The organism is Chitinophagaceae bacterium (genome assembly GCA_016713085.1).
Taxonomy (GTDB): domain Bacteria; phylum Bacteroidota; class Bacteroidia; order Chitinophagales; family Chitinophagaceae; genus Lacibacter.
The window spans coordinates 1,932,349-1,946,384 of sequence record JADJPV010000001.1; the positions used below are offsets into that span (position 1 = coordinate 1,932,349).

A 14,036-nucleotide genomic window follows, 5' to 3' on the forward strand; every position below is an offset into this window, starting at 1 on the left:
AAAATATTTTATAGCAGCAAAGCCGCTGCAATTAAGCAGAGGCTTTGCCTTTTGAATGTGTCAGGAGGCTCTTCGAGGCGTCAGACACGGTTATTTTATTTCCCTTCAACACTTCTTTCACCGCAATTTCCAATTGCTGATCAATACCCACACTTACTTTTTTCATTTTCATTTTTCATTTTCACATCGGGCTCTGTTGGTGAGTTCTCTAAATATTTTCCATTAACATCTTTACAGCCCACTGTTGGTGCACCCCAGCGAATACCTGTATCCATCAGCGATTCCCATGCGGCAAAACTGCAGGTGCCTGGCACAGGCATACCAACCAGTTTACCAATGCCAACCTGTTTCACCATGTATGCATAACAATGTCCATCACTGTAGTTGGCTTCATTAGCCATGGAAATACTTGGCTTGGTCCAGCGGAAGTTAGGTTCAAAGCCATTGCTTCTTGTATCATTAGCATAGTCCATAAACTTCTTACCGCTTAAGAACATAGCGAGGTCTGCAACCAGGTCGCCACCACCATTATTTCTTGTATCAACAACAATGGCTTTCTTCAGAAAATGCTTACCCATAATTTCTTCATAGGTTGTTCTGTAAGCTCCGTCATTCATACCGGGAATATGTACATAACCCAGCTGGCCATTACTCATCTTATCCACTTCTTCTGCATTGCGTTTTACCCAGCGTTTATACAGTAACCCGTTTTCTTCACCAATAGTAATTGGTTTAATACTGAACTCTTTTTTTGTGGTTCCGTCAACAATAACAAGCAATGTGTTTTTTCCTGTTTTACGGTTTAAATACTGTGCCAGATCTTTATCAGGAGTGATGAGCTCGCCATCAATGCTTTCAATGATCATTCCTGCTTTGATGTTCATGCCTGCTTTTGCCAGCGGACCATCTTTAATGACTTCTGTAATTTTTACACCATTGCCTTTATAAGTATAATCATAGAAAATACCCAATGCTGCTGTAACATCAGCATTCGGATTAGATGCGGCATAACTGCTGCTGCTGTGGCTCACATTCAATTCACCCAGCAATTCGCTCAGCAATTCACTCATTTCATAGTTGTTGCCGATATGCGGTAAATATTTTTCATAATCAGGTTTGTAACTGTCCCAGTCAATTCCATGAAACGATGTTGTGTAGAAAGTGTTTTTTGTACGGCGCCACACATGTTCAAACATAAACTGGCGTTCTTTCAGTCCATCAACAATCATTTCACCGTTGATGCTGATACGATCCTGTTTACCACTTGCCGGATCAATCTTCATCATTCCTGCATCGCTGTTGAGGAAAATTGTTTTCAGTTCTTTATCCCAAACCATACTTGCAAAATTTGCATTCAACGGTACCAGCATTTTTGTTTCTTTGGTACGGAGGTTGGTTGTCCATAAATTCATTCCTCTTTCAAATCTTGCGAGGTAGTATAATGTTTCACCATCTTTGCTTACCAGTGCATCGCCCAGCGAAGAAGAATGAATGGTGAGTTTTGTTTTACGTTGTGTTAAACCATCCCAGTCAATAACAACTGAATCTTTAACCGGAGTTTTCTTTTTCGTTGTATCTGCTTTTGTTTTATTCTCTTCAATTTCTTTTACCAGTGCTGCATCTTCTTTGCTCAGTTTAAATTTATCAAATGCATCCTGTGTAAAGAACATAGCGTACACATCAGCCTGTGCGCCACCACTCATGGCTGCTCCACGTAAACCATCACGGTTGCTGAACCAGAGCATGGCTTTACCACCCATGATCCATTTGGCATTGTAATCATTGAAACCACTTTCTGTTAAGTTGATGATCTTCTTGCCATCAGCACTAACTAAACCTGTTTCGCCAACTGAACTGCCCGTAATAGCATAGTCAAACAACAGCCATTTGCTGTCGGGGCTCCACTGATAATACTGATCATTTTCAACAAAGGCAAACAATTGATCACCGGTTAAAATAGTACGACTTTGTTTTGTTGCCAGATTATAAATGCGTAACTGGTTCCTGTTTTCAATAAAAGCAATTTCTTTTCCATCGGGTGAATACAGCGGCTGTGTATTGGTATTTTTATTTTCAATAACAGCTGTTTCCTTTAATAGTGTGGAAGCATAGAAATAAGGTTCTTCTTTACGTTCCATCTTTGTTTCGTAAATGCTCCATTTGCCATCACGCTCACTGCAATACAAAATACTTTTTTCCATCTGGCGCAAAATTTACACCTGTTTCTGCTTCGGGTGTATTGGTGATTCGTTTAGTTACGCCTCCTTCCACACTTGTTACAAATACTTCACCACGGTAAACAAAGGCAATTTCTTTTCCGTTTGATGCAATACTCATTCCGCTGCCGCTTGTAATACGGTACACCTGTTCTTTATTATTTCTTGCGTCAGCCAGGATACTGATATTTACTTTTTGTGCTGCTGATCCGCCACGCATGGTATAGAGATCGCCATCATAACTGAAACAGAGTACACCATCATTACTGCCGCTGAGAAAACGAACAGGATGTTTTTTGAAAGAAGTGAGCTTTTCTGATTTGCCGCCGACCACATTCATCTTGTGTACATTGAACGATCCGCTTTCTTCACTTAAATAGAAAAAGGCTGATTCATCTGTATTGTAAACCGGGTTACGGTCTTCACCATTAAATGTTGTGATCTGTTTATGTGTGTTGGCTTTAAAATCATACACATAAATATCTCTTGTTACAGAAGAAGTATGATGCTTGCGCCATTGATTCTCCTGTCCCTTTTATCATGATAAATAATTTTGCTGCCGTCTTTGCTGAACTTGATATCTTCTGCAGGAGTAGTGAATACCTGTGTTACTCTTCCGCCATTTACTGAAACACTGTATAATTCGCTCATATAAGCGGCAGGGTACTGGCGGTTGGCTGGCAGATCCATTCTTGCTGCACCAAAGATTACATTCTTATTATCGTTGCTAAAGCTGTAAGGATATTCAGCTGCAGAATGAAAGGTGATACGTTTGGCTTCGCCACCTTCAGCCGGAATCACAAACACATCAAAGTTGCCGTAACGGTCACTTGCAAAGCAATACTCTTTCCATCCTTGCTCCACACAGGCATAAAATCGTGTGCTTCGTGCATGGTTAATGGAATTGCTGTTCCGCCAGCAGCAGCAACTTTATACAAATCGCCTTTGTAAGTAAACACAATTGTTTTTCCATCGGGTGAAATAGAAGGATAACGAAGCCAGGAAGGAGTTTGTGCAAAAGAAGTAAAACTGAATGCTAAAAGCAAACAAAAGCAGGTTAATGAACGTCTCATGTTTAATTTGGTTAAGGAGCTTAAAGATAAATGGAAAAGGAAATGAGTGGGAAGAATTTGATGGATGGCAGTTTTTTGAGGAAATGTTAAAACGAAGCTTCTACCCAAATGCGGGTATTATCTCAGTACTGTTGAAGATATAGTTTTGATGAAAAGAAATTTATGAAACAGTTCCTGTTGGTTTTCATTTTGATTAGTTCAATACTTACTGCAAATGCTCAGCAGAAAACAAAAGTGGATGTTACATATTGGGGCGGGCGGGCCTTAATGATTGTTAAGGATTACTGGGAACCGGTAAAAGATCAATTGAAGGGTCAACTGAGTGATTCATTATTTCAGGATATCATGTTGCATTGCCAGGAAAGAGGATGGCCTTCTTTTTTTGGCTATGAAGGAGATGAAGAAAAAAGTAAACAGCAGGAATTGGTATTTAATAAACTGATCAAGTATAAAATTGCGAGCTTCGATAATATCCGTAACGGTCAGAATTTTGGAAGGGATGCAATCATCCGTATTCCATGGAAAGAAAACAGCAGCATCATTGATATTGATGCATGGAATTATGATATCTATTTTATTATACCCGATAAAGACGTAGTTGAACTGAAATAAAAAAGGCGGCAACGTTTAGTTGCCGCCTTTCAGAAAATCAATTTATATTATTCTCCGCCTTTCTTTTCGTTGAATTTCTTCTCTGTTGCTTTTGCCTTTTCAAAATCAAGGATCACACCGTTGATGCAATAGCGTAAACCTGTTGGCGGAGGGCCGTCATCAAACACATGACCCAAATGTGCTTTGCATCTTCCGCATTGCACTTCTGTTCTTGACATACCCAATGTATTGTCGGGTGTATAGATGATCGAACCTTTGCTGATGGGATCGTAAAAGCTGGGCCATCCGCAGCCACTTTCAAATTTGGTATCGCTTTTAAACAAAGCATTGCCACAAGCGGCGCAATAATAAGTTCCCACTTCATTAAATTTTTCAAACTTGCTGGTCCATGGACGTTCTGTTCCTTTTGACGGGCAATATAATACACGTCGGAGGGCAGCACTTTTTTCCATTCTTCATCCGTCATGGTTACTTTGGATGAATCGGTTTTAGAGTAAACCGGGCCTTTCTTTGCTTCACTCATAGTATTTTTTTTCTTTTGATTGGGTTGTTTGTGCTCCACAGCTAACAAGCGTAAGTTGGGCAATTGCAATGATCATCACTACTTTCTTCATAATCTGATTTGTTTCCTAAAGTTACGACAGAAGCTATGCTAACGGATGTCTGTTGCACGACAAAGCTTACATCTTAACAAATTCTTCTTTAAGTAAACAAGTTTCAATCAAATTCGGTTCAGTTTGTAAATTATTTAATGATGCTGTCTTATATTTACAGTGAATCAAGCTAAGTAATCGATTATGTTTAATCTGATCTTATTTGGCCCCCCCGGAAGCGGAAAAGGTACCCAAAGCGAACGACTCATTGCAAAGTATGGCCTCAAACACCTGAGTACAGGTGATCTTCTCAGAAGTGAAATAGCAGCAAAAACTCCGTTGGGCATGGAAGCCAAAAAAATCATGGATAAGGGACAGCTGGTTCCGGATGAAGTGGTGATTGGTATGATCAGCTCTGCACTGGAAACAAACCCGCAGGCAAAGGGTTTTTTGTTTGATGGTTTTCCACGTACAGTTGCCCAGGCCGAAGCACTGGATAAATTATTAAAGCTGAAAGGAACGCAGATCAACGCCATGATTTCTTTACTGGTTACTGAAGAAGAACTGGTGAAGCGTTTGCTCAACCGTGGATTGACCAGCGGCCGCAGCGATGATACCAATGAAGAAGTGATCCGTGCAAGAATTACCGAGTACCGTAACAAAACTTCTGTTGTGGCTGACTATTATAAACAATTTGATAAGCTGGCAGAAATAAAAGGAGAAGGAAGCATTGATGATATCTTCAATGAATTGAGTGCACAGATTGAAACACATCTCGAAGCCTGATCATTTATCTTACAGTTGAACTGAATATATTTTTAAAGCCCATCAAAACTGATGGGCTTTTATCATCAAACGAAATAACATGAAACAGACCTGCCTGCTGATTGCATTTGTACTTTCACTTCCGCTTGCCATTTTTGCACAAAAGACGAAGGAAGAATCCGCAACAGAAAAATATGTGCTTCGCCTCCACGAAAATAAATTCCGCTGGATGGTGAATAAGAAACTTGATTCATTGAATGCAATTTTAGACGAACGTGTTGTGTATGTTCATTCAAATGGCTGGACAGAAAACAAAAAAGAGATCATTGAAGATCTGCGATCAGGCAAACTTATAATGAATAATGTTACTGTTACGGAAGCATCAGCAAGGGTATAAAAGGGCGGTAATTGTAAATGGTAAAGGAATATTCAGTGTAGTTTTGAATGGCAATGCCGTTGATCTGCAGTTATTATACACAGAAGTATATGTAAAACGGGAGAAAGGATGGTTGCTGGTAAGCCGTCATGCCAACCGGATTAATCCATAAGCTAAATCTATTTTATGAATCTTGAATTAAAAGACCAGCTTTTTTTAATTGGCGGTGCTACAAGCGGTTTTGGTAAAGCTGTTACTGAAGCATTGATCAGAGAGTCAGCAAAAGTTATTGTTGTAGCAAGAGGAAAAGAAAAGCTGCAGGAACAATATGCAAATAAGCCATTAGTAGAAATTGTTGAAGGCGATATAACACAGCATGCAACCATTGAACAGTTGAAAAAAGTTGTTGCTGATCGCCAGCTGCATGGTATTCTTGTTAATGCAGGAGGCCCGCCGGCAAAAACTGTTTTAGAAACAACACTGGAAGATTGGGATGATGCTTATCAAAAGATTCTGCGATGGAAAGTGGAATTGACACAGGCGTTTGTTCCATCTATGATCAAAGCAGGTTATGGAAGATTGGTATATGTAGAAAGTTCAAGTGTAAAACAACCCATTGAAAACTTAGTATTAAGTACATCATTACGGTTAGCAGTTGTTGGTATGGTAAAAACATTGAGCCAGGAAATTGCAAAGAGCGGTGTTACCTTAAATATACTTGGTCCGGGAAGTCATAACACTCCTGCTATTGATAGATTGTATGTGAAAAAAAGTGAGCAGACCGGTTTGCCATTTGATGATGTAAAGAAAAATGCGATACAGCAAATTCCTGTGGGCGCATTGGGAGAGGCTGATGATTTTGCATCACTGGCTGTTTGGTTATTGAGTAAGAGCAGCCGTTATATTACCGGGCAAACAATTTTGGTTGATGGGGGAACGGTGAAAGGAATATTTTGAGTTTTTAACACAGAGAAAAAGAGTTGCAGAGAAACACTGAGAAGAAATTGAAAAGGAGCGCCTTGGCGCTCCTTTTGTTTTAGCAGCAACCCATGTCGGTAATGTTGCCGCAACAATCGCTTCCGGTTGCACAGCAACCGGGATCATTTTGATTTGTGTTCATGATGCTAAGGTTTGCCTTCATTCAGTGAATGAAGAGGTGAATAAAAAATGTTTATGATTAACAACAGCCGCTTCCGGGTTCACAGCAGTTACGTTCATCCTTTGCAGGTTTATCTGCATAAACTGTAATGCTCTCAATTCTTGTAAGCCCGTTTTTATACGATGTTATTTCTTCTGCTGATAAATACTGTTGCAGAATATCGTCAGGGATAATAATTCCTTTTTCCTTTTGCAGGGAAATGTTTTCAAACCCTGCCTCTTTTATAATACCGAGATATTCTTCTTTTTGAATGGCCCCGCTTACACAACCAGCATAGAGTTCTGCGATCTTTTTCCATTTTTCAGGAAGTTCTCCTTTCAGCACAATATCAGAGATGGAGAAATGTCCACCGGGTTTTAACACACGGTACACTTCACTGAATACTTTATGTTTATTGGGAACTAAATTCAGCACGCAGTTGCTTACAATTACATCTGCCTTATTACTGGTAACAGGCATGTTATCAATATCGCCAAAACGAAACTCCACATTGTTGTAACCCACTTTCTCAGCATTATCTCTTGCACGGTTGATCATGGTTTCTGTAAAATCAATACCGATTACTTTTCCTTTTTCACCAACAATTCTCCTGGCAATAAAGGCATCGTTGCCTGCACCGCTGCCAAGATCAATCACTGTATCGCCGGGCTTGATCTGCGCAAACTCTGTAGGTAATCCGCAGCCAAGACCAAGATCAGCATCCGGGTTATATCCTTCAAGATTTGTATAATCATCACTCATGATATTATACACTTCAGTGCTGCAACCACCAGCCCCGCAGCAACTGGATTGATTGGTTTCTTTATCCTGTAAAGCAATTTCGCTGTACTTCTGTTTTACGAGTTCTTTTAATTCAGTTTCGTTTGACATGTCGTTTCGTTTAGTATGATAAATAGAGTTTGTTTAATCTTAACAGCATTTTGCATTCGCTTCTTTCAGTTTTTCAAACAGCGAATTAAAATCGGCATTAAATTTTTCAAAGGCTTTCCAGTTGATGCAGTAGCAGCTTCTTGGTCCGTCTGTTTCACCATCAATCAGTCCGGCTTTTTTTAATTCTTTCAGGTGCTGACTTACGGTGCTCTGTGCTAAAGGCAGTACTTCAACAATTTCACCGCAAATGCATTGGTTCCGTTTGGATAAAACACTCAGAATAGCAATCCTTGCCGGGTGACTGATTGCTTTGGCAAAAGCCGCAAGGTTTTGTTCTTTTGTACTGAACTCTTCTTTTTTGTGTACTGCCATTTTTATTTATCGTTTTTATACGATGATTATGCTGAAAGAAAAAAACGGGTTGAATCGTCTTTATGATTATATATCGCAAATATACGATAAGGCTTTTCAGAATTCCAAATAAAAAGCCGGAAAAATTTTTTCCGGCTTTCGTTTTCGTCATGTCGACGAAGGAGACATCCCTGTAATATCAGACGATAAGTATTCGTTAGATTGTAAGTATGCAGACTTCTTTTTATCTGCCATCACCATCCAGCAAATTACCGGCAAAGAATAAACCTTCGCCACCAAAAATGGTATTCTTGATACCGCCTACAAACTGAATATCAAAACTTACCTGGTGAGTGTAGGCAACCACACAGCCGGTATCGATCTTTAATAATTCGCCGGGCTGCAGTTCACGTTCAAATACATGACCGCCTGCATGTACAAAGGCAAGTCCATCGCCTTCTAATTTCTGCATAATAAAACCTTCACCGCCAAATAAACCGGTGCCGAGTTTACGCTGCAATGCAATACCAACACTTACACCTTTTGCAGCGCAGAGGAATGCATCTTTCTGACAAACTACCGGTCCACCCAAACGCATCAAATCAAGAGGAATAATTTTTCCGGGATAGGGTGATGCAAAACTCACTCTCTTTTTTCCCTGGCCAACATTCGTGTAAGCCGTCATAAATAAACTTTCACCGGTGAGTAAACGTTTACCGGCAGAAAATAATTTACCCAGCACACCCGTGCCCTGGTTGGCGCTGCCATCGCCAAATATAGTTTCCATCTGTACGCCATCATCCATCAGCATAAAACTTCCTGCTTCTGCAATGGCGGTTTCATTGGGATCGAGTTCAATTTCTACATACTGCATTTCTTCACCTACAATGCGGTAATCAATTTCGTGTGCCTGTGACATGGTTGTAATTTTTATGTGAAATTAATTTTCTGCGTGGAATATCAGATGAATATTTTGTTAAACGGAAAGAAAAACCCCCTCCATTTCCGGAGAGGGCTTTCGTCTTAATCAACTTTGTCAAAGTGTTTATCGCAGTCTTTACTTATCAGGCTTTTTTCTTAGCCGGTTGACCCATCCATACTTTTTTGCCCTGTATTCTTCTGCCGAGATACATGAAGCCTACAAAGATGAAGAAGAGCGGTCCGAGGAAACCAAGCAGCGCAATATATTTCGTACCATAGAACTGTTCCATTGGTCTTCTCAAACGTTCTGAAATAATGTACATGCTCGGTACCATTACCAATGTTAAGAAGAAAGCGAAGATCAAACCATAAATGATTGTCCAGCTTAAAGGTCCCCAGAACACAACACTGTCACCACCTAAGAAAATCTTTGGATTGAGATGCTGGAACATGGAAATGAAATCAATATTAAACCCAATGGCCAGTGGTAGCAGACCAAGTATGGTTGCAATTGCTGTTAACAATACCGGAATGATACGGATCTTTCCTGCCTGGATGGCTGCTTCTCTTGTTTTATAACCCCTGCCACGTAGCTCATCAGTAAATTCAATTAACAAGATACCATTCTTAATTACAATCCCTGCCAAACCGATAATACCTACGCCAAGCATGATGGTTGCAATTACTTTACCTGTAATGGCATAACCAAGCAACACACCAATGATACTGAAGAAAATTTCCGTAATTACAATGAACGGTTTACTCAAACTGTTGAACTGCAATACAAGAATTAAGAAGATCAATCCAATGGCAATAATCAATGCTGTGCCAAGGAATGCATTTGTTTCAGCTTCCTGTTCGCTTTGCCCTGTTTGACGGATGGTTACATCTTCAGGGATCTTCACTTTGTTTTTAAAGTCGTGAATTTTCAGTTTCAATGCTGCATTAATTGGTGCTGCCTGCGTAGGATCAGCAATATTCGACTGCAGCTGAATAGTGCGTCGCAGGTTCTTACGTTTTACACCACCACTTGTACTGGTATAATCAAATTTTGCAATCGCATTGATCGGCACTTGTTTGATCTGCCCTGTGTTGAAATCACGGAACGTGATTTTCATATTCATCAGGTCAGTGATATTGTTCCTTTGCAGATCGCTGTAACGTAACTGAATTTTATATTCATCTTCATCATCTTTCAGTTTACTTACTTCTTTACCAAACAATGCTGTACGGATTTCCATCCCAACCTGTGCAGTGCTTACGCCTTCAATGAGTGCACGTTCACGGTCAACGGATATAGTGATTTCAGGATTGTTTAAATCCACATCTAATTGCAGGTTGTCAATACCTGCTACCTTGTTTGTATCAAGATAGTTGAACAGTTCTGTTGCCACTTTTGCAATATTGCCGAAGTTGTCACCTACTACTTCAATGTTTACGGGAGGATCAGTGGGAGGCCCGCCATCTTCCTGTTCGACACTGATGGCTGCACCGGGAATTCCTTTGATGGACTTCCGCATTTCATCAATATACACGCCGGTTGATTTGCCATGACGTTTTTCATACTCTACAAACGATACCTGTATACGCCCCAGATTTGGTTGTGTGCTCCTGTTATTATCTCTTGGGTTGTTGGCACTTACCGCAACGTTTGTAATAATACTTTCTACAATGGAACCAGGTTCGCCCGGTTTTTCTTTCTCTAATATTTTATATACTTTCTTTTCCAGTAAAGTAGTAATCGAATCGGTGTACTTCACATCGGTACCAACAGGTAATTTCATGTACACATAAATAATATTCGGATCACCACTTGGGAAAAATGTAGATTTTGTTCTTCCTGAAATAACGCTTAAGTATAGAAGAGCGTATGAAAGTATAAAAAGCCCAAATAACCCCGCAAAGGCCCATACAGGTCTCCATCCTTTCAACACCCAACGCAGCAGTCTTTCATAACTGTTCATAAGTTTCGGCAATACTTTTTCCTGGAAGTAATAAATCGCATCTCTCAGGAAGTAACGGTTGATAACACCCATGATGGCCATGAAGAACAGAAAGTTTCCTGTGCCATGATTTCCGATTACATGATTGATGATACCAATGATCCAGAATGCCCACCAGTACCATTTACGGAACAGATCACTTTTCTTTTCATCATGATCTTTTCCTTCGGGCTTCATAAAGCTTACTGCAAACACCGGGTTAAAGATGAAGGCAACAATCAATGAAGCGGCCAGTGTAAGAATCAGCATCACCGGTAAATAGATCATGAACTTACCAATGATCCCTTTCCAGAACAGCAGCGGGAAGAAAGGAGCAAGTGTAGTTGCTGTACCTGCTAATACAGGAATGAACACTTCGCCTGCAGCTTCTTTTGCACTTCTTATGATCGGTACTTTTCCATTATGATAAATACGATGTGTATTTTCTATTACTACAATGGCATCATCCACAATAATACCCAAACCAAACAGTAAGGCAAACAGTACAATGAAGTTGAGCGTTACACCCGAACCAATAATATAATCGGCAACAGGTAAAAACAGGAAGGCAACAAACACACTCAACGGTACACTCAATGCCACAAAGAAGGCATTGGTTACACCCATAAAGAACATGAGGATGAGCAGTACCAATACAAATCCAATAACGATTGTATTTACCAGTTCATTGAACGATGTTTTGGTTGCTTTACTCTGATCGCCGGTGATAGTTACGATCAGATCTTTTGGAAGAATATCATTCTTCTTCATTTCTTCAACCGTTGCTTTGATCTTATCTGCTGCATTGATGAGGTTTTCACCACTACGTTTTACAATGTTGAGTGTAATTACATTTTTCCCATCGAGCTTGGCATAACTTTCTTTCTCTTTAACGGTATCAATAATCGTTGCAATATCTCTCAGGTAAACGGGTGCACCGCTTACGCCTTTTACAATAATATTGTTGAGGTCAAAAGCGGTATTGAACTGTCCACGAACACGGACGGTTCTTCTCATAGTTCCTATTTCAATCTGTCCGCCGCTGATATCATTGTTTTCTCTTGCAATGGCATTTTCAATATCGCTGAAAGTAATCCGTGAGCTGGCCATACGGTAAGGATCAACGTTCACCTGTATTTCACGTTCAGGTGCGCCAACTATATCAGCTCTTGTAATTTCTTTCAGCTCTTCAAAACGATCCTGCAGCTGATCGGCATACTGTTTCAGTTTAATACCGTCGAAATCACCACTGATGTTAACATACATGATGGGCATTTCACTGAATGCAAATTCCTGTACATCGGGTTGAGCCGTTAAATCCTGCGGTAAATCTGTTTTTGATTTATCAACCGCATCTTTTACTTTCTGTTTGGCGAGGTCAACTTTTACATCCGTGTCAAATTCCACAACGATGAGTGAAAAGTCCTGTTGTGAAGTTGACTGCACTTTTATAACCCTTGCACCACTGATACTTTTTATCTGCTTTTCAATGGGTCTTGTTACAAGGTTTTCAATATCTGTTGGTGAATTACCAACATAAATAGTTGCTATCGATATGGTAGGAACTACGATATCGGGAAACTGTTCTTTAGGCAGCGTATTGAATTTAAATAAACCATAAGCAGTAATGATGATCGTAACGATATAGATCGCTGTACGGTTATCAACACTCCAGCTGGTAGGTTTAAATTCTTTAAATTTTTTACTGAGCCCTTCTAAAAAATTTGATTGCATAGTATTTTATTATGTAGTCATCATTCAGGCCTCTCCCTCATTCCCTCTCCGGTAGAGAGGGAGGCCCGACTATTTTTAAATTTCAACTTCTTTAAGTAAGCATTTCAACTTTTATTTTTCAATCGTCACAAATCGTTACACTGATTATAAAAGCTGGCCCTGTGCTTTGATGGCCTCCCCTTTCAGGGGGAGGTCGGGAGGGGGCTTGCCTTTTTAAACAATCGCCACCACCTGCTTGTCATATACAGTCTGGTATCCTTCAGTAATTAACTGCATACCACTTTGTAAACCGCCTTTGATCTCAATCTTATCACCATACGATTCACCAACAACAACAGGTTTCTTTACTGCGATGTTTCTTCCTTTGCCATCTTTCTCAACCACGTACACATATTTTCCTTTGTCATCAGTCTGCACAATATTCACCGGGATCACTACTGCATTCGGTGCACTGTAATCTTTAATACGAACTGCTGCAATTGAATTCGGACGAACACCGCCACCGGGTATTGCCGCTTCAATGGTAAATGTTCTTGTACTTGCATTGATCGTTTGTGAAGAAAGCTTTACTGTTGAGTTGAATGTTTTATTCATATCGGGAAGTGTAATAATCACCGGGCTTCCTACACGAACACGGTTCATATAATTTTCCGGAACTTCAATCACAGCTTTTAATGTACTGGTGTTTACAATCCTGATCTGCGGACCAAGTTGTGTTGCGCCAACAAATGCTTCACCTACACGTACATTCACATCATCGGCAATGCCGCTAACGGGAGAATACACGGTGTATAATCTAATCTGTTCATTGGCAGTTGCAATTGATTTCTCAAGGGTTTCTACATTATTCTTCGCCTGCAGTAACTGAAGCTCAGAACCGATATTTTGATCCCACAGATTTTTGTACGCTGGTATACGTCTTTTGCAAGAACCAATTGTGTTTGTGAAATCTGTATTTGCTGACGTAAAACTTTGTCATCCATTTTTAATAACAGCTGACCTTTTTTTACATAGTCGCCTTCCTTCACATACAAAGCAGTTACAATACCACCCTGTCCGTTGGGAGGAGCAATGTAGGAGATATCATCTGCATCAATCTTTCCCTGCAGATCAATGTAGTGTGAGAAGTCTTCTGTGCCAACTGCTGTAACAGAAATCAGTTTTGATTTTTCCTGGCTGGCTGCAGAAGTATCAAGTTTTTCAATTTCTTCTTCCAGTGTTTTGATTTCTGTTGCGGCAGCAATCTGCTGCTTTTTCAGTTCTTCCAGTTTGGCTTTCTTTTCGCCCAGTGAACCAAGCTTTTGTTTTCTGCCATCACCGCATGAAGCAATAACAACTGCTGTAAGTACAATGATGCTGTATTGAAATAGTCGTTTCATATTTT

The 14,036-nt window shown here is 40.1% G+C and carries 10 protein-coding genes and 2 pseudogenes; 4 read left to right on the plus strand and 8 right to left on the minus strand.

Going from position 1 to position 14,036, the window contains the following annotated elements; all coding sequences use genetic code 11:
• Positions 1-31: 31 nt before the first annotated feature.
• A pseudogene (locus IPK31_09425) lies at positions 32-3,289 on the minus strand (PD40 domain-containing protein).
• Between the two features lie 162 nt (positions 3,290-3,451).
• Here IPK31_09425 and IPK31_09430 point away from each other — a divergent pair.
• Positions 3,452-3,901 (plus strand): hypothetical protein, encoded by a 450-nt coding sequence (locus IPK31_09430; protein MBK8088141.1) that lies wholly within the window; start codon positions 3,452-3,454, stop codon positions 3,899-3,901.
• Between the two features lie 47 nt (positions 3,902-3,948).
• Here IPK31_09430 and msrB read toward each other — a convergent pair.
• Positions 3,949-4,424, minus strand: a pseudogene (gene msrB, locus IPK31_09435) (peptide-methionine (R)-S-oxide reductase MsrB).
• Positions 4,425-4,698: 274 nt separating this feature from the next.
• Here msrB and IPK31_09440 point away from each other — a divergent pair.
• The 3 genes from IPK31_09440 to IPK31_09450 all read left to right on the plus strand — a co-directional run bounded on the left by IPK31_09440 (position 4,699) and on the right by IPK31_09450 (position 6,592).
• Positions 4,699-5,280, plus strand: a complete 582-nt coding sequence (locus IPK31_09440; protein ID MBK8088142.1) for an adenylate kinase — start codon at positions 4,699-4,701, stop codon at positions 5,278-5,280.
• A 79-nt stretch (positions 5,281-5,359) separates the two neighbouring features.
• Positions 5,360-5,656 carry a nuclear transport factor 2 family protein gene (locus tag IPK31_09445; protein MBK8088143.1) on the plus strand — a complete coding sequence of 99 codons (297 nt, stop codon included), beginning with the start codon at positions 5,360-5,362 and terminating at the stop codon, positions 5,654-5,656.
• A 165-nt stretch (positions 5,657-5,821) separates the two neighbouring features.
• Positions 5,822-6,592, plus strand: a complete 771-nt coding sequence (locus IPK31_09450) for an SDR family oxidoreductase (GenBank protein MBK8088144.1) — start codon at positions 5,822-5,824, stop codon at positions 6,590-6,592.
• A 220-nt stretch (positions 6,593-6,812) separates the two neighbouring features.
• Here the strand turns inward: IPK31_09450 and IPK31_09455 are convergent, their stop codons facing one another.
• The 6 genes from IPK31_09455 to IPK31_09480 form a co-directional block, all read right to left on the minus strand.
• On the minus strand, positions 6,813-7,664 hold the full coding sequence (locus IPK31_09455; GenBank protein ID MBK8088145.1) for an arsenite methyltransferase: 852 nt from the start codon (positions 7,662-7,664) through the stop codon (positions 6,813-6,815).
• A gap of 39 nt (positions 7,665-7,703) precedes the next feature.
• The gene (locus tag IPK31_09460) at positions 7,704-8,036 is read right to left on the minus strand and encodes a winged helix-turn-helix transcriptional regulator (GenBank protein ID MBK8088146.1); all 333 of its coding nucleotides are present in this window, start codon (positions 8,034-8,036) and stop codon (positions 7,704-7,706) included.
• A 223-nt stretch (positions 8,037-8,259) separates the two neighbouring features.
• The gene (locus IPK31_09465; protein ID MBK8088147.1) at positions 8,260-8,934 is read right to left on the minus strand and encodes an AIM24 family protein; all 675 of its coding nucleotides are present in this window, start codon (positions 8,932-8,934) and stop codon (positions 8,260-8,262) included.
• Positions 8,935-9,079: 145 nt separating this feature from the next.
• A complete protein-coding gene (locus IPK31_09470; protein ID MBK8088148.1) occupies positions 9,080-12,652 on the minus strand; it encodes an efflux RND transporter permease subunit in 3,573 nt (1,190 codons plus the stop codon).
• Between the two features lie 213 nt (positions 12,653-12,865).
• The gene (locus tag IPK31_09475) at positions 12,866-13,588 is read right to left on the minus strand and encodes an efflux RND transporter periplasmic adaptor subunit (GenBank protein ID MBK8088149.1); all 723 of its coding nucleotides are present in this window, start codon (positions 13,586-13,588) and stop codon (positions 12,866-12,868) included.
• Positions 13,492-14,031, minus strand: coding sequence for a biotin/lipoyl-binding protein (locus tag IPK31_09480; protein ID MBK8088150.1), 540 nt, complete (start codon positions 14,029-14,031; stop codon positions 13,492-13,494). The genes IPK31_09475 and IPK31_09480 overlap by 97 nt, the downstream gene beginning before the upstream one ends.
• Positions 14,032-14,036: the final 5 nt, after the last annotated feature.

Excerpts from the sequence above, each read along its gene's own strand:
- IPK31_09430 (MBK8088141.1), top strand. The coding sequence starts at position 3,452 with ATGAAACAGTTCCTGTTGGTTTTCATTTTGATTAGTTCAATACTTACT.
- IPK31_09440 (MBK8088142.1), top strand. The coding sequence starts at position 4,699 with ATGTTTAATCTGATCTTATTTGGCCCCCCCGGAAGCGGAAAAGGTACC.
- IPK31_09445 (MBK8088143.1), top strand. The coding sequence starts at position 5,360 with ATGAAACAGACCTGCCTGCTGATTGCATTTGTACTTTCACTTCCGCTT.
- IPK31_09450 (MBK8088144.1), top strand. The coding sequence starts at position 5,822 with ATGAATCTTGAATTAAAAGACCAGCTTTTTTTAATTGGCGGTGCTACA.
- IPK31_09455 (MBK8088145.1), bottom strand. The coding sequence starts at position 7,664 with ATGTCAAACGAAACTGAATTAAAAGAACTCGTAAAACAGAAGTACAGC.
- IPK31_09460 (MBK8088146.1), bottom strand. The coding sequence starts at position 8,036 with ATGGCAGTACACAAAAAAGAAGAGTTCAGTACAAAAGAACAAAACCTT.
- IPK31_09465 (MBK8088147.1), bottom strand. The coding sequence starts at position 8,934 with ATGTCACAGGCACACGAAATTGATTACCGCATTGTAGGTGAAGAAATG.
- IPK31_09470 (MBK8088148.1), bottom strand. The coding sequence starts at position 12,652 with ATGCAATCAAATTTTTTAGAAGGGCTCAGTAAAAAATTTAAAGAATTT.
- IPK31_09480 (MBK8088150.1), bottom strand. The coding sequence starts at position 14,031 with ATGAAACGACTATTTCAATACAGCATCATTGTACTTACAGCAGTTGTT.